The organism is Microvirga puerhi (assembly GCF_020089865.1).
GTDB lineage: Bacteria > Pseudomonadota > Alphaproteobacteria > Rhizobiales > Beijerinckiaceae > Microvirga > Microvirga puerhi.
In genome coordinates, this window is the sequence record NZ_JAIRBM010000001.1 from 1 (window position 1) to 17,720 (window position 17,720).

21 protein-coding genes and 1 pseudogene are annotated in these 17,720 nt (G+C 61.5%); 14 read left to right on the forward strand and 8 right to left on the reverse strand.

Features of this window, described 5'->3' with window-relative positions; genetic code table 11:
- Positions 1 to 127, forward strand: a pseudogene (locus K9B37_RS00005) (succinyl-CoA--3-ketoacid-CoA transferase); the annotation flags it as partial.
- A 77-nt stretch (positions 128 to 204) separates the two neighbouring features.
- Here K9B37_RS00005 and K9B37_RS00010 read toward each other — a convergent pair.
- The 3 genes from K9B37_RS00010 to K9B37_RS00020 all read right to left on the reverse strand — a co-directional run bounded on the left by K9B37_RS00010 (position 205) and on the right by K9B37_RS00020 (position 3,817).
- On the reverse strand, positions 205 to 1,923 hold the full coding sequence (locus K9B37_RS00010; protein ID WP_224310747.1) for an ABC transporter permease: 1,719 nt from the start codon (positions 1,921 to 1,923) through the stop codon (positions 205 to 207).
- A gap of 48 nt (positions 1,924 to 1,971) precedes the next feature.
- The gene (locus K9B37_RS00015) at positions 1,972 to 3,012 is read right to left on the reverse strand and encodes a Fe(3+) ABC transporter substrate-binding protein (protein ID WP_224310748.1); all 1,041 of its coding nucleotides are present in this window, start codon (positions 3,010 to 3,012) and stop codon (positions 1,972 to 1,974) included.
- Between the two features lie 142 nt (positions 3,013 to 3,154).
- Positions 3,155 to 3,817 carry a Crp/Fnr family transcriptional regulator gene (locus K9B37_RS00020; RefSeq protein WP_224310749.1) on the reverse strand — a complete coding sequence of 221 codons (663 nt, stop codon included), beginning with the start codon at positions 3,815 to 3,817 and terminating at the stop codon, positions 3,155 to 3,157.
- 244 nt (positions 3,818 to 4,061) lie between these two features.
- Here K9B37_RS00020 and K9B37_RS00025 point away from each other — a divergent pair, with 244 nt between their 5' ends.
- The 7 genes from K9B37_RS00025 (at position 4,062) to K9B37_RS00055 (ending at position 10,521) form a co-directional block, all read left to right on the forward strand.
- Positions 4,062 to 4,973: a LysR family transcriptional regulator gene (locus K9B37_RS00025; protein WP_224310750.1), complete on the forward strand. Its 912-nt coding sequence runs from the start codon at positions 4,062 to 4,064 to the stop codon at positions 4,971 to 4,973.
- A gap of 138 nt (positions 4,974 to 5,111) precedes the next feature.
- Positions 5,112 to 5,918 carry a carbon-nitrogen hydrolase family protein gene (locus K9B37_RS00030; RefSeq protein ID WP_224310751.1) on the forward strand — a complete coding sequence of 269 codons (807 nt, stop codon included), beginning with the start codon at positions 5,112 to 5,114 and terminating at the stop codon, positions 5,916 to 5,918.
- Positions 5,919 to 5,930: 12 nt separating this feature from the next.
- Complete coding sequence (locus K9B37_RS00035; protein ID WP_224310752.1) at positions 5,931 to 6,602, forward strand: RraA family protein; 672 nt, start codon at positions 5,931 to 5,933, stop codon at positions 6,600 to 6,602.
- 43 nt (positions 6,603 to 6,645) lie between these two features.
- Complete coding sequence (locus K9B37_RS00040; protein WP_439651649.1) at positions 6,646 to 7,686, forward strand: ABC transporter substrate-binding protein; 1,041 nt, start codon at positions 6,646 to 6,648, stop codon at positions 7,684 to 7,686.
- Positions 7,687 to 7,726: 40 nt separating this feature from the next.
- On the forward strand, positions 7,727 to 8,839 hold the full coding sequence (locus tag K9B37_RS00045; protein ID WP_224310753.1) for an ABC transporter ATP-binding protein: 1,113 nt from the start codon (positions 7,727 to 7,729) through the stop codon (positions 8,837 to 8,839).
- On the forward strand, positions 8,836 to 9,717 hold the full coding sequence (locus tag K9B37_RS00050; protein ID WP_224310754.1) for an ABC transporter permease: 882 nt from the start codon (positions 8,836 to 8,838) through the stop codon (positions 9,715 to 9,717). Before K9B37_RS00045 ends, K9B37_RS00050 begins: the two co-directional genes overlap by 4 nt.
- 9 nt (positions 9,718 to 9,726) lie before the next feature.
- A complete protein-coding gene (locus K9B37_RS00055) occupies positions 9,727 to 10,521 on the forward strand; it encodes an ABC transporter permease (RefSeq protein ID WP_224310755.1) in 795 nt (264 codons plus the stop codon).
- A gap of 40 nt (positions 10,522 to 10,561) precedes the next feature.
- Here the strand turns inward: K9B37_RS00055 and K9B37_RS00060 are convergent, their stop codons facing one another.
- The 3 genes from K9B37_RS00060 to K9B37_RS00065 form a co-directional block, all read right to left on the reverse strand.
- Positions 10,562 to 10,855 carry a hypothetical protein gene (locus K9B37_RS00060; RefSeq protein ID WP_224310756.1) on the reverse strand — a complete coding sequence of 98 codons (294 nt, stop codon included), beginning with the start codon at positions 10,853 to 10,855 and terminating at the stop codon, positions 10,562 to 10,564.
- A 77-nt stretch (positions 10,856 to 10,932) separates the two neighbouring features.
- On the reverse strand, positions 10,933 to 11,064 hold the full coding sequence (locus tag K9B37_RS24540; protein WP_255616308.1) for a hypothetical protein: 132 nt from the start codon (positions 11,062 to 11,064) through the stop codon (positions 10,933 to 10,935).
- Positions 11,065 to 11,194: 130 nt separating this feature from the next.
- Positions 11,195 to 11,926: an outer membrane protein gene (locus tag K9B37_RS00065; RefSeq protein ID WP_224310757.1), complete on the reverse strand. Its 732-nt coding sequence runs from the start codon at positions 11,924 to 11,926 to the stop codon at positions 11,195 to 11,197.
- Positions 11,927 to 12,491: 565 nt separating this feature from the next.
- Here K9B37_RS00065 and K9B37_RS00070 point away from each other — a divergent pair.
- On the forward strand, positions 12,492 to 13,118 hold the full coding sequence (locus tag K9B37_RS00070) for a pentapeptide repeat-containing protein (RefSeq protein WP_224310758.1): 627 nt from the start codon (positions 12,492 to 12,494) through the stop codon (positions 13,116 to 13,118).
- 26 nt (positions 13,119 to 13,144) lie between these two features.
- Here K9B37_RS00070 and K9B37_RS00075 read toward each other — a convergent pair whose 3' ends face one another.
- Positions 13,145 to 13,366, reverse strand: coding sequence for a hypothetical protein (locus K9B37_RS00075; RefSeq protein WP_224310759.1), 222 nt, complete (start codon positions 13,364 to 13,366; stop codon positions 13,145 to 13,147).
- Between the two features lie 187 nt (positions 13,367 to 13,553).
- On the opposite strand from K9B37_RS00075, the gene K9B37_RS00080 reads away from it, so the two are divergent.
- Both K9B37_RS00080 and K9B37_RS00085 read left to right on the forward strand, forming a co-directional pair.
- Entirely contained in the window at positions 13,554 to 14,171 is a 618-nt protein-coding gene (locus K9B37_RS00080) for a GNAT family N-acetyltransferase (RefSeq protein WP_224310760.1), read from the forward strand.
- 111 nt (positions 14,172 to 14,282) lie between these two features.
- Positions 14,283 to 14,558 carry a GNAT family N-acetyltransferase gene (locus K9B37_RS00085; protein WP_224310761.1) on the forward strand — a complete coding sequence of 92 codons (276 nt, stop codon included), beginning with the start codon at positions 14,283 to 14,285 and terminating at the stop codon, positions 14,556 to 14,558.
- Positions 14,559 to 14,579: 21 nt separating this feature from the next.
- On the opposite strand, the gene K9B37_RS00090 is transcribed toward K9B37_RS00085, so the two are convergent.
- Positions 14,580 to 15,230: a dienelactone hydrolase family protein gene (locus tag K9B37_RS00090; protein WP_224310762.1), complete on the reverse strand. Its 651-nt coding sequence runs from the start codon at positions 15,228 to 15,230 to the stop codon at positions 14,580 to 14,582.
- A gap of 227 nt (positions 15,231 to 15,457) precedes the next feature.
- Here K9B37_RS00090 and K9B37_RS00095 point away from each other — a divergent pair, with 227 nt between their 5' ends.
- From K9B37_RS00095 to K9B37_RS00105, 3 genes are all read left to right on the forward strand, one after another.
- On the forward strand, positions 15,458 to 16,141 hold the full coding sequence (locus K9B37_RS00095; protein WP_224310763.1) for a hypothetical protein: 684 nt from the start codon (positions 15,458 to 15,460) through the stop codon (positions 16,139 to 16,141).
- A 553-nt stretch (positions 16,142 to 16,694) separates the two neighbouring features.
- Positions 16,695 to 16,976, forward strand: a complete 282-nt coding sequence (locus K9B37_RS00100) for a hypothetical protein (protein WP_224310764.1) — start codon at positions 16,695 to 16,697, stop codon at positions 16,974 to 16,976.
- Positions 16,977 to 17,476: 500 nt separating this feature from the next.
- Entirely contained in the window at positions 17,477 to 17,647 is a 171-nt protein-coding gene (locus K9B37_RS00105; RefSeq protein ID WP_224310765.1) for a hypothetical protein, read from the forward strand.
- Positions 17,648 to 17,720 lie beyond the last annotated feature (73 nt).

The following is a 17,720-nucleotide window of genomic DNA, read 5'->3' on the forward strand; positions in this document are numbered from 1 at the left end:
CAAGAAGGGCGGCTCCGGCATGACCCTGATCGAGCTCGCCGACGGCGTCACCCTGGACGAGATCACGGCCAAGACCCAGGCCGCCTTCAAGGTCAACCTCAACAGCAAACAGTCAAACGCTGCTTGACGGGCCGCTTTTGAAATCAGTGCTGATACGTCATTCCGGGGCCGCGAAAGCGGCGCCCCGGAATGGCGCTATCGGTTCTATGAGCCCGACGGAGACGTGCTTGCTGCCTTCTTCGGTCCTGCCTCGGCGCTTCGCACCAGTTGGATGACCGGCAGGAGGCCGACCAGGACGATCACGAGCGCGGCAAGCGAGCCGTCCTCGAAGGCGCCCCGCGAAGCGTGTCCGTAGACGAGTGTCGCCAGCGTCTCGGTGTTCAGCGGGCGCAGCAGCAATGTCGCGGACAGTTCCTTGATGCAATCGACGAAGACCAGAAGCGCGGCGCTCGCGAGAGCCGGGCGCAGCAGGGGAATCTGGATTCGCAGGACGAGTTCCCGTGGTTTCGCACCGAGGATCCGGCCGGCATCCTCGATCCCAGGGGAAACGCGTGCGAGACCCGCCGACAGCGAGCCCGTGGCGATCGGCAGGAAGCGGACGAGATACGCGATGACGATGCCGCCTGCGGAGCCCATGAGGATCAGCCCGACCCGTTCCCCCGTCAGCATCTGCCACAAGGTCCCAAGGCTCGTGTCGATGGCCACGAGAGGCGTGAGCAGGCCGAGGGCAAGCACGGTCCCCGGAACGGCGTAGCCTATCCCGGCAATCGCGAGTGCGATTTTCGTCAGGTGGAGACGGGCGAGGCGGGAGGCGGTCACGAGCACGATGCCGAAGGCCAGCGTCGCCACGGTTGCCGCGCCCGAAAGGCCGATCGTCGTCAGAAGATGGTTGAGAAAGGCGTCGTCCACCTGCTCCGCGAAGCCGCGCCGCAGGACCTCCCGCGCCAGGAAGCTGATGGGCAGGAGGAACCCCATGAGTACCGGAAGGGCGCAGAACAGGGTCGCCAGCCAACCTGCTCCGCCGGAGAGCCTCACGGGTTGCGTAACCCGCGGCCGACGCGTGGACAGGGCGTAGCGTCTCTCACGTCGCCCGTAGCGCTCGATGGCGATCAGGCCGATCACGATCGCCAGCATCACGCAGGCGATCTGCGCCGCGCCGGCGAGGCTGCCGCGATTGAGCCATGTGGTGAAAATCGAGACGGTCAGCGTGCGCACGCCGAGATATTCGCTGGCGCCGATGTCGTTCAGAGCTTCGAGCAGGGCGAGCGAGAGACCGACCGCGAGGGCCGGGCGGGCCAACGGAATTGCGATGACGCGGAACAATCTGAGGCGGCTCGCTCCGAGCGTACGCGCCACCTCGATCATGCTGGCGCTCTGCGTGAGAAACATCACGCGCGCCGCGAGATAGACATAAGGATAGAGAACGGCCGACATCACGAAGATGCAGCCATAGACTGAGCGGATTTCCGGAAACCAGTAATCGCCGCGGGAGGTCCAGCCCATGAGGCTGCGGAGGCCCATCTGGACCGGCCCCGCCGCATCGAAGATTTCGACGTAGATATAGGCCGTGATGTAGGTCGGCACCGCGAGCGGCAGGGGAAGCATCGCAGCAAGGACGCGGCGTCCTGGGAAGCGATGAGCCGTGACCAGCCACGCGGTGCCGATCCCAACGGTTCCGGCCAGGATCGCGACGCCGGCGAGCAGCATCCCGGTATCGAGAAGGGCGGCAGGAAGAACGTCGGCCGTCACCTGGGCCCAGAGCGTCGCCTCTCCCTGGGCGGCGATCCGCAGCAACGAGACGAGAGGGGCGAGCACCAGCACGGCGATGCTCACCACCACCGCGACGGACCAGAGCGGCGCGCCGTTGAGGGCACGCCGCAGGGTCGTGAGGGGCAGGGGCTGCGCGGAGGCGATGGTGCTCATGTCTCTGGCCGAAGGAGGAAAGGCCTTCGCTAAGTGAAGGCCTTGCCCTTAGCGGTCGAACCCAACCTTGTCGACGAGCGCGCTGGCCTTCGCGCGGTTCTTGGCGATGTCGGCGAGGCTCATTTCCTCGATGCGGAGCGGCCCGAATGACTTCACGAGTGGGTTGATCTCGATGCCGGCGCGGACAGGATATTCGTAGTTCACGTCAGCGAAGACGTGCTGGGCCGCCGGGGTCGCCATGTATTCCATGAGCTTCTGGGCGTTCTCGCGGTTCGGCGCGTTCTTCATCATGGCAATGCCGGAGATGTTGACGTGCGTGCCGCCGCCCTTGAAGGTCGGCAGGATCACGTTGATCGCCTCGGCCCACTTCTTCTGGTCCGGATTGGTGCCGTTGGTCATGAGGCCGACATAGTACGTGTTGCCGAGGCCGATATCGCAGACGCCGGCGAGGATGTCCTTGGCAACATCACGATCGCCGCCCGAGGGCTTCTTGGCGAGATTGGCCTTCACGCCCTTCAGCCATTCCTCGGTTGCCGCCTCACCGTGCTTGACGATCATCGCCGCCGTCAGGGCGATATTGTACTGGTGCTGGAAGGAGCGCGTGCAGATCTTGCCCTTCCATTTGGGGTCGGCGAGATCCTCGTAGGTGATGGCCTTGTCCTTCATCCGATCCTTCGAGGCATAGACGGAGCGGGCCCGCATCGACAGGGCGAACCAGCGTCCTTCCGGATCACGCAGCTGGGACGGAATGGCGCTGTTCAGCGCCTCCGATTTCACGGGCTGCGTGATGCCGAGATCGACCGCCTCCTGGATCCGTCCGATATCGACGGTGATCAGCACGTCCGCCGGGCTGTTCTCGCCCTCGGCCTTGATGCGCTCGGCGAGGCCCTGCTCGGAGAAGATGGCGTTGACCTTGATGCCGGTCGCCTTGGTGAACTCGTCGAGAGTGGCCGAGTAGAGGCCCGGCTCACGGTTGGTATAGACGTTCACGACACCCTGGGCCGAGGCCGAGAGGCTCGATCCCGCAAGCGTGCCGAGGGCTACGGCACCAGCCAGAAAACTGCGCGCAAACATCGTGTTCATCGTCATGAAATCCTCAACGGCTTGTCGGACGGGACTATGCATCCCGCATTGAGGGCCGAAGAACCATGCGACTACCGATGCGTCAACGAAAATATCTGTGATTTCAATGGTTTATAGGAGTTCTAAACTGGCGCAGATTATAAGTTTTCTAAGCTGAGATCGCCTCTTCTGAGGTGGCCGGGTTCACTGCCCGGCTGCGGAGCCGCGCGATCTCGCTCTCCATGCGCTCCATATTGGTGAAGAGGCGCTCGGTCGTCAGGCGAAGGAAATAGAAGCCGAATTCCGGGTTCTGGAAATAGAGCTGACGGACCTGATCATAGGTGATGCTGAGAACGTCGCCGCTCTCCAGACATTCCAGCGTCTGCGTGCGCCTGTTCTCGGGCGACAGGAAGCCCATTTCGCCCACGACGCGCCCCTGGGGCAGGTCGATTCCGAGTTCCCGCAGCCGGAACCGGCCGGACAGCGTATAGTACATGCAGTTGGCGGCATCGCCCTTGGCAAACAGGATCTCGCCGGCCTTGACGGAACTCTGGCTCATGAACGGCTTCAGCCAGTCCATGGACAGGTCGCTCTTCGAGGCGACCTTCACCTTCTGGATCAGCCGGAGCATCTGATAGAGGCGGAAGCCGTTGAGCGGCAGCAGGATCAGGTTGACCGTCATGCTCGGATAGAGATGCATGAGGCTGGCATAGCTCAGCGAAACGACGTTCGTGGCGATACCGATGCAGCGCAGCGGAATGATCGTGCGCATCGCACTGCCGGTGATGGCCAATGCCGCTCCCAGCCAACCAATGGCTTCCACCCAGGTCATGTCATCCTCATCGTTGCTTGCAGGTGACGTATAACATTTCGATGACAATGTCAGGTTGATATGCGTTGTCGCACATTTCGCGATGGCCAGGATAGTTTTCCCGCTAACCCCTTAGGTATGGATCATTCGTCCCGAAAGTTTTAATCTTTCCAATATGGATAAAGTCGAGTTTTGTGTTGATATTTTATTTCTCGATCCCGCGCATCATCGCGAAGCTTGGCAAGAGTGCGGAGATTGAGACGAGATGAACCTTAGGTTTGTCGAAACCTTCCTCTGGGTCGCCCGTCTGGGGAGCTTCAGTGCAGCGGCCGATCGGCTCAACACGACCCAAGCCGCCATTTCGAACAGAATTGCCACCCTTGAGCGTGACTTAGGCATCCAGCTGTTCGAGCGGGAGGTGCGTTGCGTGCGCCTGACCACGCTCGGTCAGCAGATCATCCCAAAGGCCGAGGAGCTGGTTCGTGTTGCGGACGAGTTCCGCGATGCGGTCAGCGACCCCGGCAGTTTGCGCGGGACGATCAGGATCGGGACGATCGACTCCATCGTCTATGCCTGGCTGCCGCAACTCATGGAGAAGATCCACAAGCGCTATCCAAGCGTCGCCATCGACCTCAACACGGATACGAGTCTGAGTCTCGGGCGGGAGGTCATCGACCGCAAAACCGATCTCGCGCTGATCTTGGGGCCCGTCACGTCGCCGGGCATCATCAATCTCGACCTCTGCACCTTCGCCTGCTCATGGCTCGCTAGCCCGAGCCTCGGGCTGCCCTCGGGACCGCTCAGCCTTGCGGAGATCGCTCATCATCCCATTCTGGCCTATTCCCGCGGGAGCATCGCCCACCTTCGCATCCAGCGCCTTCTGGCGGACGAGGGAATCGAGAATCCCACCATCTACAACTCCAATTCGCTCGCCACGATCATGCGGCTCGCGAAGGATGGCATCGGTATTACGCCGCTCCCGACCGTCATTGTGCGGGAGCACCTTGAGGCGGGTACGCTGGTGGCGCTCGATGTCACGCCGGCCTTTCAACCGCTCACCTTCCATGCGGTTTATTCTGACCACCCGGGCAATCTCATCTCCGCCGTGATCGCACGAATGTCGCAGGAGGTCGCACACGAGTTTTCGCAGGCACAGCTAGATGGAGCGTCGTGGTGAGAAGGCGCTAAGCCTTTGAAAGTTTTCCTTGTGCAGTGCAGAACAAGCAAAACTTGCCCTTCAGGGAAAGTATTTCACGTTTGTCACGATTTGGAGGCCGCGCTCACATTCCAGCCTTAGTTCCAACGGAGGCCGGACGTGAAAGTCAGTCTGATCCAAATGAATTCGCAGAACGATAAGGCGGGGAATTTGAAAGCCGCTGCTGCGATGATCGAAAAAGCCGTCAAGGACGAGGCGCCTGACCTCATCGTCCTGCCGGAATACTACGCCTTCCTCGGCGAGGGGCGCGAGAACATCCATGCCAGCGCCGAGTCGTTCCCGGACGGCGAGGCCTACCGCCTGATGTCCGACCTTGCCGCCCGTCACAAGGTCACGATCCATGCCGGCAGCGTGGTCGAGCGCCATGGAAACAATCACTACAACACGACGGTCGTGTTCGGCCCGACCGGCAAGGAGATTGCGCGCTACCGTAAGATCCACCTCTTCGACGTAGATATCCCGGGCGGCACAAGCTACCGCGAATCCGACACGATCAGCCGTGGCGAGGACGTGGTGACCTACAAGGTCGGCGACGTCACCGTGGGCTGCGCCATCTGCTACGACATCCGCTTCCCTGAGCTGTTCCGAAAGCTGCGCGATGCAGGCTCCGACGTCATCGTCCTTCCGGCCGCCTTCACCCTCATGACCGGAAAAGATCACTGGGAAACGCTCGCCCGGGCTCGTGCCATCGAAACGCAGACCTATTTCCTGGCCGTGGGACAGGTGCAGTCGAATTCCGGCGGCAAGAAGTGGTGCTGGGGACACTCCATGGTCATCGATCCGTGGGGCCATATCGTCGCGCAGTGCACGGACCGGGTCAGCGCGACGGCTGCGCGCCTCGAGCTCGACTATATCGAGCACGTTCGCCGCAACGTGCCGGTTGCGCAGCATCACGTTCTGTCCTGAGGAGGCCTTTCGATGTTCATCGTCAATGATATGCCGAAGCAGATCTCCCAGGAACTCGTGACTCTCCTGGAACGGGTCGAGACTGCCACCGTCGGCCACTTCCTGCATTCCGGTTTCGTGGATCGCGAGCTGCGCGCCGTACTGCCGGAGAAGCGCGTCGCCGGAACGGCTGTCACCGTTCGGCTGCCGCATGCCGACAGCACGATCCTCCATTATCTGACCAAGCTCGTGCGGCCGGGGGATATCGTCGTGGTCGATCGCTGCGGCGATACCCGCCATGCCTGCTGGGGCGGCGTCGTCACGCACGCCATGAAGCTCGGCGGCGTCAAGGCCGGCATCGTTGACGGGCCCGCGACCGATTTCTCTGAGATCCGCAACGTTGAGATGCCCATGTGGTGCCGCGGTCCGTCGCCGATCACCACCAAGATCCTTGGGCTCGAAGGCGCGATCAACGTGCCGGTGACGGTCGGCGGTCAGGTCGTTGAGCCGGGCGATGCGATCCTGGCGGACGAGAGCGGCGTCATCGTGCTGCATCCTTCCGAAGCGCGTGCCGTAGCCGAGCGCGCCATTGGCATGCAGGAAAACGAGATCAAGCTGCTCGAGCGCCTGCGCAAGGGCGAAAAGCTGCCGGACATCTCGGGCGCCACCCGCATCGTTGAAGAAAAGGCCCTTCGCGTCGCCTGACGCGAAGGCATTGGGAAGTCACGCAACAGAGGGAAAACGAACCATGACAAAAATGCGGACCCTACTCGGTGTCTCGGCCATCGCCTTCGCGGTCTCCAGCCCAGCCTGCGCGGAGACCGTCACACTGGCGGCCTATAGCGGTATCTTCCAAGATCATTACATGAAGGCCGTCGTCGAGCCCTTCATGAAGGCGCATCCGGACATCAAGGTCGAGTTCTACGGCATGCCGAACTCGGCGCAGATGCTTGGCACCCTGCGCGCGCAGAAAGCTGCGCCGCAGATTGACGTGGTAATCATGGACGTCTCGGTCTCGAAGGCTGGAACAGACGAAGGGCTGTTCGACAAGGTCGACGAGAGTGTGTCGCCCAACGTTGCGGATCTCTACCCCGCCGCCAAGGCACAGGGCGTTAATGGCGTCGCCGTCACGTTCGACAATCTCGTCCTGCTCTACAACAAGGACCAGGTGAAGACCGCGCCGACCTCCTGGAATGCGCTGTGGGACAAGCAATATGCCGGTAAGGTCGCGATTCCGGCCGTGCCCGACATTCAGGGAACGACGCTGACCATCATCGCCAACAAGATGGCGGGTGGGGACGACTACAAGAAGAGCGTCGATGCCGGTATCGCGAAGCTCGCCGAGCTTGCCCCCAACGTTCAGACCTGGGACCCGAAGCCCGATGTCTACGCGCCCATCGCCAACGGACAGGCTGCACTCGGCATCGGCTGGAACGCGCGTGCGCAAGTCTATGCGGATACGTCCGGCGGCAAGCTTGGCGTGGTCCTGCCGCAGGAGGGCAGTGGCTTCCAGATCAACACCATCAATCTCGTGAAGAACGCGCCGAACAGCAAGGCTGCCAAGACCTTCATCGACTATGCGCTGAAGCCCGAGACGCAGGCGGCCTTTACGGAGGAGATGTTCTACGCGCCCACCAATACCAAGGCGAAGATCTCGCAAGCCGCGCTGGCACGCACGGCCGCCGGTTCGATGGACAAGATGATCGACATCGACTGGGTCGCGGTCGCCGGTGTCCGCGATAAGATCACGGAGCAATGGCGCCGGCGCGTCATTCCTCTCAGCCGCTGATCTCGCCAGCCGCTGTCCGACAACGTTGATGGAGCGCGTCATGATGCATCAGAAGATCCTGTCTGGGACCCTGACCGCCTTGACCGACCGCGATGCGCATCTGCGTCTCGACGGTCTCACGAAGCGCTATGGCGACACCGACGCCGTAGCGGCCTTGAACCTTAATGTCCCCAAAGGCGAACTCGTGGCGCTCCTCGGGCCTTCGGGCTGCGGCAAGACCACGACCCTGCGCATGATCGCAGGTCTCATCACCCCCAGCGGCGGACGCATCGTCGTTGGGGGAAGCGATATCACCCGGATGCCGGTCTACAAGCGTGACATGGGTCTGGTCTTTCAGAGCTATGCCCTGTTTCCGCATATGACGGTCGCGAAGAATGTCGCGTTCGGCCTCGAAATGCGGGGTGTGCCGAAGCCCGAGATCGAGCGTCGGGTGACCGAAGCTCTCGCCATGGTCCGGCTCGAATCCCTCGCGGGGCGCAAGCCCCGCGAGCTGTCCGGCGGTCAGCAGCAGCGTGTCGCGCTGGCGCGCGCGCTGGTGATCCGGCCCTCGATCCTGCTGCTCGACGAGCCGCTTTCGAATCTCGATGCGAAGCTGCGCGACGAGATGCGCAACGAGATTCGCGACATCCAGCAGAAGCTCGGGATCACCGCCGTCTTCGTGACGCACGATCAGGTCGAGGCACTCAGCATGTGCGACAAGGTCGTGGTCATGAAGGGCGGAAAGCTCGAACAGGTGGGCACGCCCGTCGATGTCTACGAGCGTCCGGAAACGCCGTTCGTCGCTTCGTTCGTCGGCCGCACCAACAGGCTTGAAGGCGCGGCCAGGGGCGACGGTACCGTTTCTGTCGGCGGTGCGACGTTACGGGTTCCTGGCCGCCCGAACGGCCCGGTCGAGATCATGATGCGGCCGCACCGCGTCCGGCTTGCAGACGTGGATGCAAGTCCGGCAGGAGAGGGGACCAACCGCCTCGATGGCCGTCTGACCCGCGTGACCTTCGTGGGCGATCTTCTGCAATATCATGTAGACGTGAACGGCGCGGAACTGATCGTCGAAGCGGCATCCGATCATGGGCGCTTTTTCCGCGCCGTGGGCACGCCGGTGACGCTCAGCTGGCGCATTGAGGACACCATGGTGTTCAGGAGAGCAGCATGAGCGTCGCGGTCGCCGAATCCGTCATTCCGGTCCCGCGTCCGGCACTCGGGCGCGTCGGCACGGCCACTCTGCTGCTCCTGCCGATCGCGTTGGTCAATGCGGTGGGTTTCCTTCTTCCGGTGCTCAATCTCCTGAGGATGTCCTTCAACGAGGCCCTGTCGGGAGGCGGCATCCGCGAAACCTTCACGCTGGCGAACTGGGTCGGTCTCGCCGGCGATTCGTTCTATCTGGAGCTGATTCTCAATTCGGTGGTGGTCAGCCTCACCATCACCGCGCTGACGCTCGTCCTATCCTATCCGATCGCGCTCTACCTCCATCGCAGCTCCGGACGGTGGCGGACATTCCTGACAGTGCTCGTCATTTCTCCGCTGCTCACGTCGGCTGTGGTGCGCACCTATGGGTGGATTGCGCTCCTGGCGGACCAGGGACCCATTACCAGCGCGATTGCGGCATTGGGCTTTGCGCCCCCGAGGCTGATGTTCAACACGACCGGCGTCGTCATCGGCCTCGTCGAGATCCTGATGCCCTATATGATCCTGTCCCTGCTCGCCGGGTTCGGGCGGCTCGATCCACGGGTCGAGGAGGCGGCCATGACCTTGGGCGCGCGGCCGGTCAAGACGTTTTGGCGCGTCGTCCTGCCTCTTACGCTGCCGGGCATCGCGCTCGGCTGCCTTCTCTGCTTCGTGCTGGCGGTCTCGTCCTTCATTACGCCGAAACTCCTCGGCGGTGGACGCGTGTTCCTTCTGGCGACGGAGATCTATGACCAGGCGATCGTCACGTTGAACTGGCCGCTGGCCTCGACACTCTCGATCCTCGTCCTCGTCATCTTCGGGGCGGCGCTTGCCGTCTACGCCCGAATCCTGCGGGCTATCGACTAGGAGACCGTCATGGAAACGAATCAGACCTCGCTGCCCATGAAGATCCTCGTGGCGCTTCTCTTCCTCTTCCTGCTCGCGCCAGTGATCCTCGTGGTGCCGATCTCGTTCAGCGGCGAGCAGATCCTGTCCTTCCCGCCGCAGAGCTGGTCGCTGCGCTGGTACATTGCGCTTGCGCAGAACTCCGCCATCATCTCGGCCTTCTGGACGAGCCTGATGCTCGGAGCCATCGTAACGGTTCTGTCCTTGGCCGCGGCCATTCCGGCCGCCTATGTGATCGTCCGGATGCGAACGATGGGCTCGGGCTTTCTCTACAACCTGTTCACCGCGCCTCTGCTGCTGCCGACCATCGTGCTCGGTCTCGCCATCCTGATCGTCTTCGCATCGGCGGGCTTTCTAGGCTCGTTCTGGGGCCTGGTGATCGGACACCTGGTGATCACGCTGCCCTATGCCTTGCGCGTGCTGGCGACGACCCTCGGCAACCTTCCGCTCGCCTGCGAAGAGGCGGCATCCACGCTCGGCGGCCGGCCGTTCACGGTTTTCCGACGCGTAACCTTGCCGATGATGGCGCCAGGCATCGTCGCCGCCACGGCGCTGTGCTTCCTGGTGTCGTTCGACGAGGTGGTGATCACGCTCTTCCTGACCGGCCCCCGCCTGACAACCCTCCCGGTCGAGCTCTTCCATCACGTGGAGAGCCGCGCTGATCCGCTGGTGGCGAGCGTTTCCGTCCTGCTGATTCTCCTGACGCTCGGGGTCGTCATGATCGTCGACCGGACCGTGGGACTGTCGAAGACCTTCGTGAAGTGACTGGCCGGCGGCGTCCGCCGGCCCTTTCCCATTTCAATGCTTAGAAGCGGAAGCCGGCTCCGACGCCACGTCCCGTCATGACCGGTTCGATGGCAGGAGACGAGGCAGGGGCCGCCGGGGACGGCGTGTCCAGCCGGTCCGGGACGTCAATGGACCGGCGCCGTGTTTCGGCTGCCGTCTGGCGGGCCGAAGTGGCCTTGTTATTGCCGGTCACCGAGGGCGGCGGCGGCACGGGAGTGCGGGGCAGGACGCCTTGTGGGGCAGCGTTGGTGCTGCAGGCCGCAAGGGTGCCCGAGAGAAGGAGGATGGCGGGAATGGACGCCAGGATACGCATGGTGCTGTTCCGCTGTTGACGTGAGCTTAGCTAATTCATCGGGTTTGGATGTCGAGTCCGGCTTGGCTGGCAACGCCTTATTCGCTCCACCAGAACTGATAGCCATAGAGGATGAGCGCCAGAATCATCAGGATCAGCGCAATCGCCGACGCGATGTGGATATGCCGCTTCTGGATGATTCGGGGGCGTGAGGAGTGATGATGAACCATCGGGCCAGCCTCTCGTGATCGCCACGTTCGCCTGTCGTGATCAACAAGCCTTCGGCGAATGCGGGGACCAGGATACGAAAAAGGCCCGGTGTTTCCACCGGGCCCGTATCGGTCGCGTGAGCGATCGATCTTAGTACGACGAGAACTTGTAGTTCAGGCCGGCGCGGATCACGCCGAACTCGGCGTTGTTCCGGTCGCCGTAGTAGCCGTAGTAGTTGTTCTTCGTGTCGAGGTTCACGTACAGACCTTCGACCTTCGCGGTCAGGTTGTTCGTGAAGGCGTACTCGACACCGGCGCCGAGAACCCAACCCGTGCTCGTGCCGTTGTCCGAGCCGTAGTAGTAGGCGAGGCCCGGATAGTAGGCAGCGCTCGCGCCGTTGGCGATGTCGCCATAGGCGAAACCGCCGGTCACGTAGATGAGCGCGCGGTCGAACGCAACACCGGCGCGGGCGCGGACGGTGCCGAACCAGTTGCCGTTGTTCTTGTCGCGGTAGTAGCCGCCGAAGTAGTAGTTCTGGTTGCCGCCGCCGATGTCAGCGTACTGAAGGTCGGTCTCGAGGCCGAGAACGAACTGGCCAACCTGGTAGTTGTAGCCGATCTGAGCGCCGCCGACGAAGCCGCCGTTGCTGCCGCCGCCGCCATAGTAACCCAGGAGCGGGTCATAGTAGCGGTGGTTGTCGTTGGTGTTCCAGCCGTAGCCAGCGTTCACGCCGACGTAGAAGCCGGTCCAGGTGAAGACCGGAACGGCAGCGATGATCGGAGCCGGAGCAGCGCGGGACGGGAGATCCGCGGCCTGTGCGGCCGAGGCGGCGATAGCCAGAGCTGCCGTACCGGCGAGCAGGCTGAGGAGAGACGAACGCATTGAGAGCTTCCTCTTGCTTGAGTTGAGAGGGCGCACATTACTCAGAGTCACACTGTTTGGATATTGCCGTTTTGCAACACTACTAACAAAAGCTAAAATAATACAGTTGCATGTAACTGAGTTACGTGACCATAATATTAATATTATGAAAGACTATCAAGTTGACGACCCCCTTCTATTGTGCGCCAATACACAAGCGATTTTCCAGAGACACTGGGAACTTGCCTTGAGGAGAGAACTTAGCCCTGCTGCACCTGCGGCAGGGCTTTTTCTTTTCTTTCACGGCTGCAGTGCACCCAGTTCGCGATGCCCGTCTCGAAGCCGCCGTAGAATCCGGCTGAAATCGAGGGCGTGACGAGGTACATAGGCATAGGTGGAAGTGATGCGTCGGAAGCGGAAAAGCCTCGGAGAATGTAGCGGGGGGCTAAGGTTCGGCACAACGACCAGGTTGGTCGCTGTCGGTAGCTTCCTGGCCATGATGATTCTTGCAGAATCTGCGCAGGCCGGATGTCAGGATGCGCCCGGTCCAGGAGTCAATTGGGCGAACTGCTCGAAGGCCCGGATCATGCTCAACGGTGACAATATGGCCGGTGCCGTGCTCAGCGGTGCCGCTCTCGGAGCCAGCGACTTTGCCAATGCTGGCCTCGCAGGAGCGCGCTTGATCGGTGCCGAGATCAGTCGAACACGCTTCGACGGCGCCAATCTGATGAAGGCGGATTTCAGCAAGGCTACGGGCTGGCGCACCAGTTTCGCTGGCGCGAATCTGCAGGGAGCGAACTTCACCTTAGCCGACATGAGCCGAACGAACTTCGCGAAGGCCCTGCTGACGGGCGCAAGCCTGTCGAAGTCCGAATTCAATCGGTCGGATTTCAGCGGGGCGGATCTGTCGGGAGCGGATCTCTCCAAGTCGGAGCTGGCACGGATTTCATTTCAGAACGCGAAGCTGTCCGGCGCGAACATGAGCTACTCGAACCTGTCTCGTTCGGATCTCGGCACGGCAGATCTCAAAGGTGTCAACCTGACCGGCTCGTATCTTTTCCTGACGCGGCTTGGAGCCGCCGACCTCACGACCACGACAGGCCTGACGCAGAATCAAATCGAGATCGCCTGCGGTACGTCGCAAACCAAGTTGCCGTCCGGTTTGACCCGTCCGGCAAGCTGGCCCTGCAGCGGAAGCGAAACGGAAGACTAGAGCCCGCCCGGACCCGATCGACGGCATCAGGTCACGTCGAAAAAGTCTGGCAAGATGGACTTCCGGTCTTTGTCGAATTCGCGATGCGCCGCAATCTTGGCATCGATGACCCGTTCGATCGCCGCGGTGATGTCGCTGGCAAGGTTTGCGTCTCCGAGCGCATTCCTGAGAAGCCTGAAGAGACCTCCTGCGGCGAACTCGGCTTCGCCGAGAGGCATCGCGTTAGGGAGGTGCAGATCCGAAGCCATGTCGCCATCTCCATACTGAACTGACGCCGCGATTCCCGTTCGAAAGGCGCTGCGAACAGATCCGACAATAGCTCAGCGCCGGGAGCGCTCGGATTCCCATAGATGGGTACCCCGCCGCGGAAAGGAGAGGGGTAACGGGGCGGATTTCCGTTAACCTGCGCTACCCATCCGATTCTGCGAGTTCTCAATGCCTCTGAAACGACAATTGACTTCCCTTTCCTCCGGCGCGCCCGGTCTCGTTCCCGTTCTTGAGACGGAGCGCCTGCGGCTGCGGGGGCATCGCGCGGAGGACTTTCCTGCTTGCCTCGCCCTCTGGACAGATCCCGAGGTGACACGGTTCATCGGTGGGCGGCCTTCAACTCAGGAAGAGGTGTGGTCGCGACTGCTGCGCTATGTGGGCCACTGGGATCTGCTTGGCTATGGTTATTGGGTGATCGAGGACAAGGAGACGGGCGCCTTTCTGGGGGAGACGGGCTTTGCCGATTTCAGGCGCACCATCGAACCACCCATAGACGGTCAGCCGGAGATCGGCTGGGTCCTGGCGCCGTCGGCGCAGGGCAGGGGCCTTGCGACCGAGGCCGTTCAAGCTGTCCTCAAGTGGGGAGATGCGCATTTCGGTCCGGTTCCGACAGTCTGCCTGATTGCGCCGGAGAACACGCCTTCCTTACGCGTCGCCGAGAAATGCGACTACCGGCCCTTCGTCCGCGCCACTTATCGGGAGGGGATAACGCTGCTCATGCGTCGAGATCCGGCGAAGAGCGAGACCGTTCAGCCGGCCGCAGAGATCGGACAGCGCATTCCTTAGAAACGTCCCGGGCTATTCCGGAGATAAGGCCTTTGACGGCAGCGATGTCATTGCCAAGGAACGCGATGTCAAAGGACGACGTTCCCCTTGGGAGCATCCGGAGAGGTTATTATGAACAGTGCCGTTCACGACAATTCCGCGCGAAACCGCTTCGAACTCGATATCAATGGTCAGGTCGTCTTCGCGAACTATGAACGTCGTGGGTCGACCCTGATCATTCGCTATGTCGAAGCTCCGCCGCCGCTGCGCGGAACGGGAGCGGCCGATACCCTCATGCGCGGCGTCGCACAGATCGCCCGGGCAGAAGGTCGGACCCTGACGCCACTCTGCAGCTATGCGAACGTATGGTTTCGGCGCCACCGGGAGTATCGCGATCTGGTAGCCTGACTTGCGCTTCCTACGACACGGTCATTCGGTCCTTTGGCCTGTGCGCAGGCGGAAAGGAAACCAGTTGAGGGCGAGTGCAACCACGCGCTCGAGAGTTCCGGGCTCTTCGAAAAGATGTCCGGCTCCCGGGACGATTTCGAGGGATTTTTCGCAGCCGAGTTCGTTGAAGGCTCGCCGATTCAGATCGATCACGATGGGATCGTCGCCCCCGACGATCAGAAGCGTCGATGCATGGACCTTAGCGAGAGCCGACCCGGCGAGATCCGGACGGCCGCCGCGCGAGACGATGGCGGCAACCGGATGAGGCGTGATGGTCTCCGCCACGAGGGCTGCGGCAGCGCCTGTGCTAGCGCCGAAATAGCCGATCGGCGTCACATCCGGCATCCCGTCCATACGCACCCAATCCGTTGCGAGTGCGAGGCGTTGCGCCAGCAGCGCGATGTCGAACACATTCTCTCTGTCCTCGGCCTCGTCGGCGAGCAAGAGATCCAAAAGAAGCGTTCCGAGGCCGGCCTTCTGGAGTTCTCTCGCGACGAAGCGATTGCGAGGGCTCAGTCGGCTGCTCCCGCTCCCGTGGGCGAACAGGACAAGGCCAAGCCCGGGCTCGGGGCCGACGAGGGATCCTTTGAGGCCGAGCGGGCCGATGGTGACATCCTTCTCGGATCCGGCCATGGTTTCCTCCACATTGACGGCAGGCGATGTCCGATCCCGGCGCCTCTGTGAATGGTAGGGCGGCTTTCCCGATCACCCACCCGGACGGATCGTGCTGCATCGCCCTCTTCACAAGCTTCGTGTTCTCGTGCAACGTTGCAGGGAGTTCCCGAGGCATGACGCTGAGGAGATCCCATTCCGCCGCGCGGACAATGAATGTCGCCGTGCAGCCGTATCGGGAGTGAGACATGGCCTCCGACCCGCCGAAAATCAGACGTGGGCTCGCAGGCAAGGATGTCCTGGAAAGCTTCGAGAACCTGCTCTCACAACAGAAGACAATCGCTGCTCCCGAGGCGGTAGGCTCCGGGGACGAGTTCGATCCAAATGTTGCAGCGACGCGGGAGATCGCGGCCAGGATCCAGGCCGCCGTCCTTGACGCGACGGCCTCCGATGCCGACGGGGAGCAGCAGCAGGATGCTCAGCTCATAGAGGACATCGTCGCGCCGGAGCTCTTCGAAGAGGAGTTTCGTGCGCGTGTGATCGCGCTGGTCAGGGAGGGGTTGGTCAGGGAGGCGGAGGCGGGCTCCGAGATCGACAGGAGACAACACCTCTGCTTCGAGGAGGCCATCCTCCACGAAACCATTGTCGTCGAGCGCGCGGAGCAGGTCGAGGGACTCTTTTATCGGGCAACCAGATCCGTCCTCTATGGCGCCGACGGGCGAGTGACGGACGACGGAGCGAGCGAGAGCTGGGATGACGAGTTCGTCTTTTCAGAAATGGCGAAAGGCAAGGCAGTTATCATCGGCTCGGCGGAGGCGATCGGGGAGGTGGATGCGAGCCATTACTATGTCAGTTTTCCGAACCCCGATGTCCTCCTGACCTTTGATCAGCAGCTCTACCGCCTCACACGGCACAAGGCGGAGGAGCCTTGAGACCTGGACAGACCTAGTTCGGCCAAGAATTGCGTCATTGGATGACGTAGAGGAAATTTCCTCGCGTTAACGATTTGTTAACCATATCAAGGCGACCATGTTGTCGTTGACCTTTCATAAAGGTCGGCAATCTTCCCAAGATGCAGACGGGACGCGGATGTACCGTTCCGCTCTGCATGGGAAGAGGGCGCACAACGCCCTGTTTTCTTGCGTCTCAGGTTTTTCTTCATCGCGTCGTACGACGAGGGTCTTCTCCTTCGAAGGGAAAGGATTGCCGATGTTTATCTTCGATCCGATCTCCGGAGAGATGATCGAAATCAAGGTGTCGCCGGCGACGCGGGTCTAGGCATATTATCTGATAGCGACGGAAGGTCTTCGAGAGGGGCAGTCGAAAGGAATTCCGGAAAAGAACCTCCTTGTTGATTTGAGTTCACCTCATGGCGCCGTCATCGGCGCTTTTTCTTTTGCGACGCAAATAGACTCCCCATGCATTGGAACAAAAAAGGTCCAGGCCCGTCATTTTACTGATGTTGGTCTTCCATGGAGGAGTCGTGTGCTTCTAAGAGCTGCCATTGGAGGCGTTTTGACTGCCATCCTGCTTGGTGGCGCGGTCCCTGCGCAGGCTGGTGCCGGCACTGGGACTTGGCGCAACGGGATGGTCGAAGGCCCTTATGGACCGGGCTATTACGGCCCACCGCGTGCCCCGCGCTACGCCGATGACGGCTATTATCGTGGCGTCTCGCGTTATGGAGAACAGGATTGCTACATGGTGCGCCGTCGCTTCGTCGACGATTGGGGCCGCGTGATCGTTCGCCGTGAGCGCATCTGCGAATAGTGCGCATTTCAGCCAATTCAGGTCAGCTGGGCTTGCTTTGTCCTGCCCCGGTCGATTTTGTATTGGAGCGTGACGACTGAGGCCTGGTTCATCTATGTTATATGTTGAGCTTACCTTACGGCAGCGAGCTTCGCCGGACGAAAACGAACATGTGCCGATTTCCAGGATCAGCGGAGTCGGATGCAAGAAGAACAAATTGTAACAATTCTTTACAACTTGGTGATTATTTTGAAGCTTGCTTAGGCGCTATCAGCGAAAATTTAAGCACCTTTGCTTTTTTGTAACCCTGAAGGATTAAGCATCTTACATTACGGATAAGGCGCCGTTCGTTTCCCGATGTCACGCGTTAACATGCGTTGGAATGTCACGGGAGAATTTCATGCATGCCCTGCCGAAGATCCTGATCGCCGCCACGGCCTTCTTTGCCGTTGCGAGCACTGTCGCTCCCCCTGCTGAGGCCATGGGCCGTTGGAAGGCTTGGTGGGCATATCATAACGACCATGGCGGATCCGGCGGGTCCCCTGGTGGATGGCATGGTGGTTCGCCCGGAGGTTCACCCGGCGGCTCACCCGGTGGTTCGCCTGGCGGTGGCGGCAATCGGGGCGCCCCCGGACCAATTGCCGGAGCCGGTCTTCCATTTCTTCTCCTGGCGGGCGGATACGCCCTCGTAAGGCGCTATCGCAACCGGAGCAGGGCTCAGAGAGAGGCTGCCAGGTCCACAATTATCGTGCCTGGAGAGTGACA

Excerpts from the sequence above, each read along its gene's own strand:
- K9B37_RS00095 (WP_224310763.1), top strand. The coding sequence starts at position 15,458 with ATGGCCTCCGACCCGCCGAAAATCAGACGTGGGCTCGCAGGCAAGGAT.
- K9B37_RS00040 (WP_439651649.1), top strand. The coding sequence starts at position 6,646 with ATGACAAAAATGCGGACCCTACTCGGTGTCTCGGCCATCGCCTTCGCG.
- K9B37_RS00060 (WP_224310756.1), bottom strand. The coding sequence starts at position 10,855 with ATGCGTATCCTGGCGTCCATTCCCGCCATCCTCCTTCTCTCGGGCACC.
- K9B37_RS00020 (WP_224310749.1), bottom strand. The coding sequence starts at position 3,817 with ATGACCTGGGTGGAAGCCATTGGTTGGCTGGGAGCGGCATTGGCCATC.
- K9B37_RS00085 (WP_224310761.1), top strand. The coding sequence starts at position 14,283 with ATGAACAGTGCCGTTCACGACAATTCCGCGCGAAACCGCTTCGAACTC.
- K9B37_RS00090 (WP_224310762.1), bottom strand. The coding sequence starts at position 15,230 with ATGGCCGGATCCGAGAAGGATGTCACCATCGGCCCGCTCGGCCTCAAA.
- K9B37_RS00045 (WP_224310753.1), top strand. The coding sequence starts at position 7,727 with ATGATGCATCAGAAGATCCTGTCTGGGACCCTGACCGCCTTGACCGAC.
- K9B37_RS00105 (WP_224310765.1), top strand. The coding sequence starts at position 17,477 with ATGGCGGATCCGGCGGGTCCCCTGGTGGATGGCATGGTGGTTCGCCCG.
- K9B37_RS00015 (WP_224310748.1), bottom strand. The coding sequence starts at position 3,012 with ATGACGATGAACACGATGTTTGCGCGCAGTTTTCTGGCTGGTGCCGTA.
- K9B37_RS00065 (WP_224310757.1), bottom strand. The coding sequence starts at position 11,926 with ATGCGTTCGTCTCTCCTCAGCCTGCTCGCCGGTACGGCAGCTCTGGCT.
- K9B37_RS00070 (WP_224310758.1), top strand. The coding sequence starts at position 12,492 with ATGCTCAACGGTGACAATATGGCCGGTGCCGTGCTCAGCGGTGCCGCT.
- K9B37_RS24540 (WP_255616308.1), bottom strand. The coding sequence starts at position 11,064 with ATGGTTCATCATCACTCCTCACGCCCCCGAATCATCCAGAAGCGGCAT.
- K9B37_RS00025 (WP_224310750.1), top strand. The coding sequence starts at position 4,062 with ATGAACCTTAGGTTTGTCGAAACCTTCCTCTGGGTCGCCCGTCTGGGG.
- K9B37_RS00080 (WP_224310760.1), top strand. The coding sequence starts at position 13,554 with ATGCCTCTGAAACGACAATTGACTTCCCTTTCCTCCGGCGCGCCCGGT.
- K9B37_RS00050 (WP_224310754.1), top strand. The coding sequence starts at position 8,836 with ATGAGCGTCGCGGTCGCCGAATCCGTCATTCCGGTCCCGCGTCCGGCA.
- K9B37_RS00010 (WP_224310747.1), bottom strand. The coding sequence starts at position 1,923 with ATGAGCACCATCGCCTCCGCGCAGCCCCTGCCCCTCACGACCCTGCGG.
- K9B37_RS00035 (WP_224310752.1), top strand. The coding sequence starts at position 5,931 with ATGTTCATCGTCAATGATATGCCGAAGCAGATCTCCCAGGAACTCGTG.
- K9B37_RS00075 (WP_224310759.1), bottom strand. The coding sequence starts at position 13,366 with ATGGCTTCGGATCTGCACCTCCCTAACGCGATGCCTCTCGGCGAAGCC.
- K9B37_RS00055 (WP_224310755.1), top strand. The coding sequence starts at position 9,727 with ATGGAAACGAATCAGACCTCGCTGCCCATGAAGATCCTCGTGGCGCTT.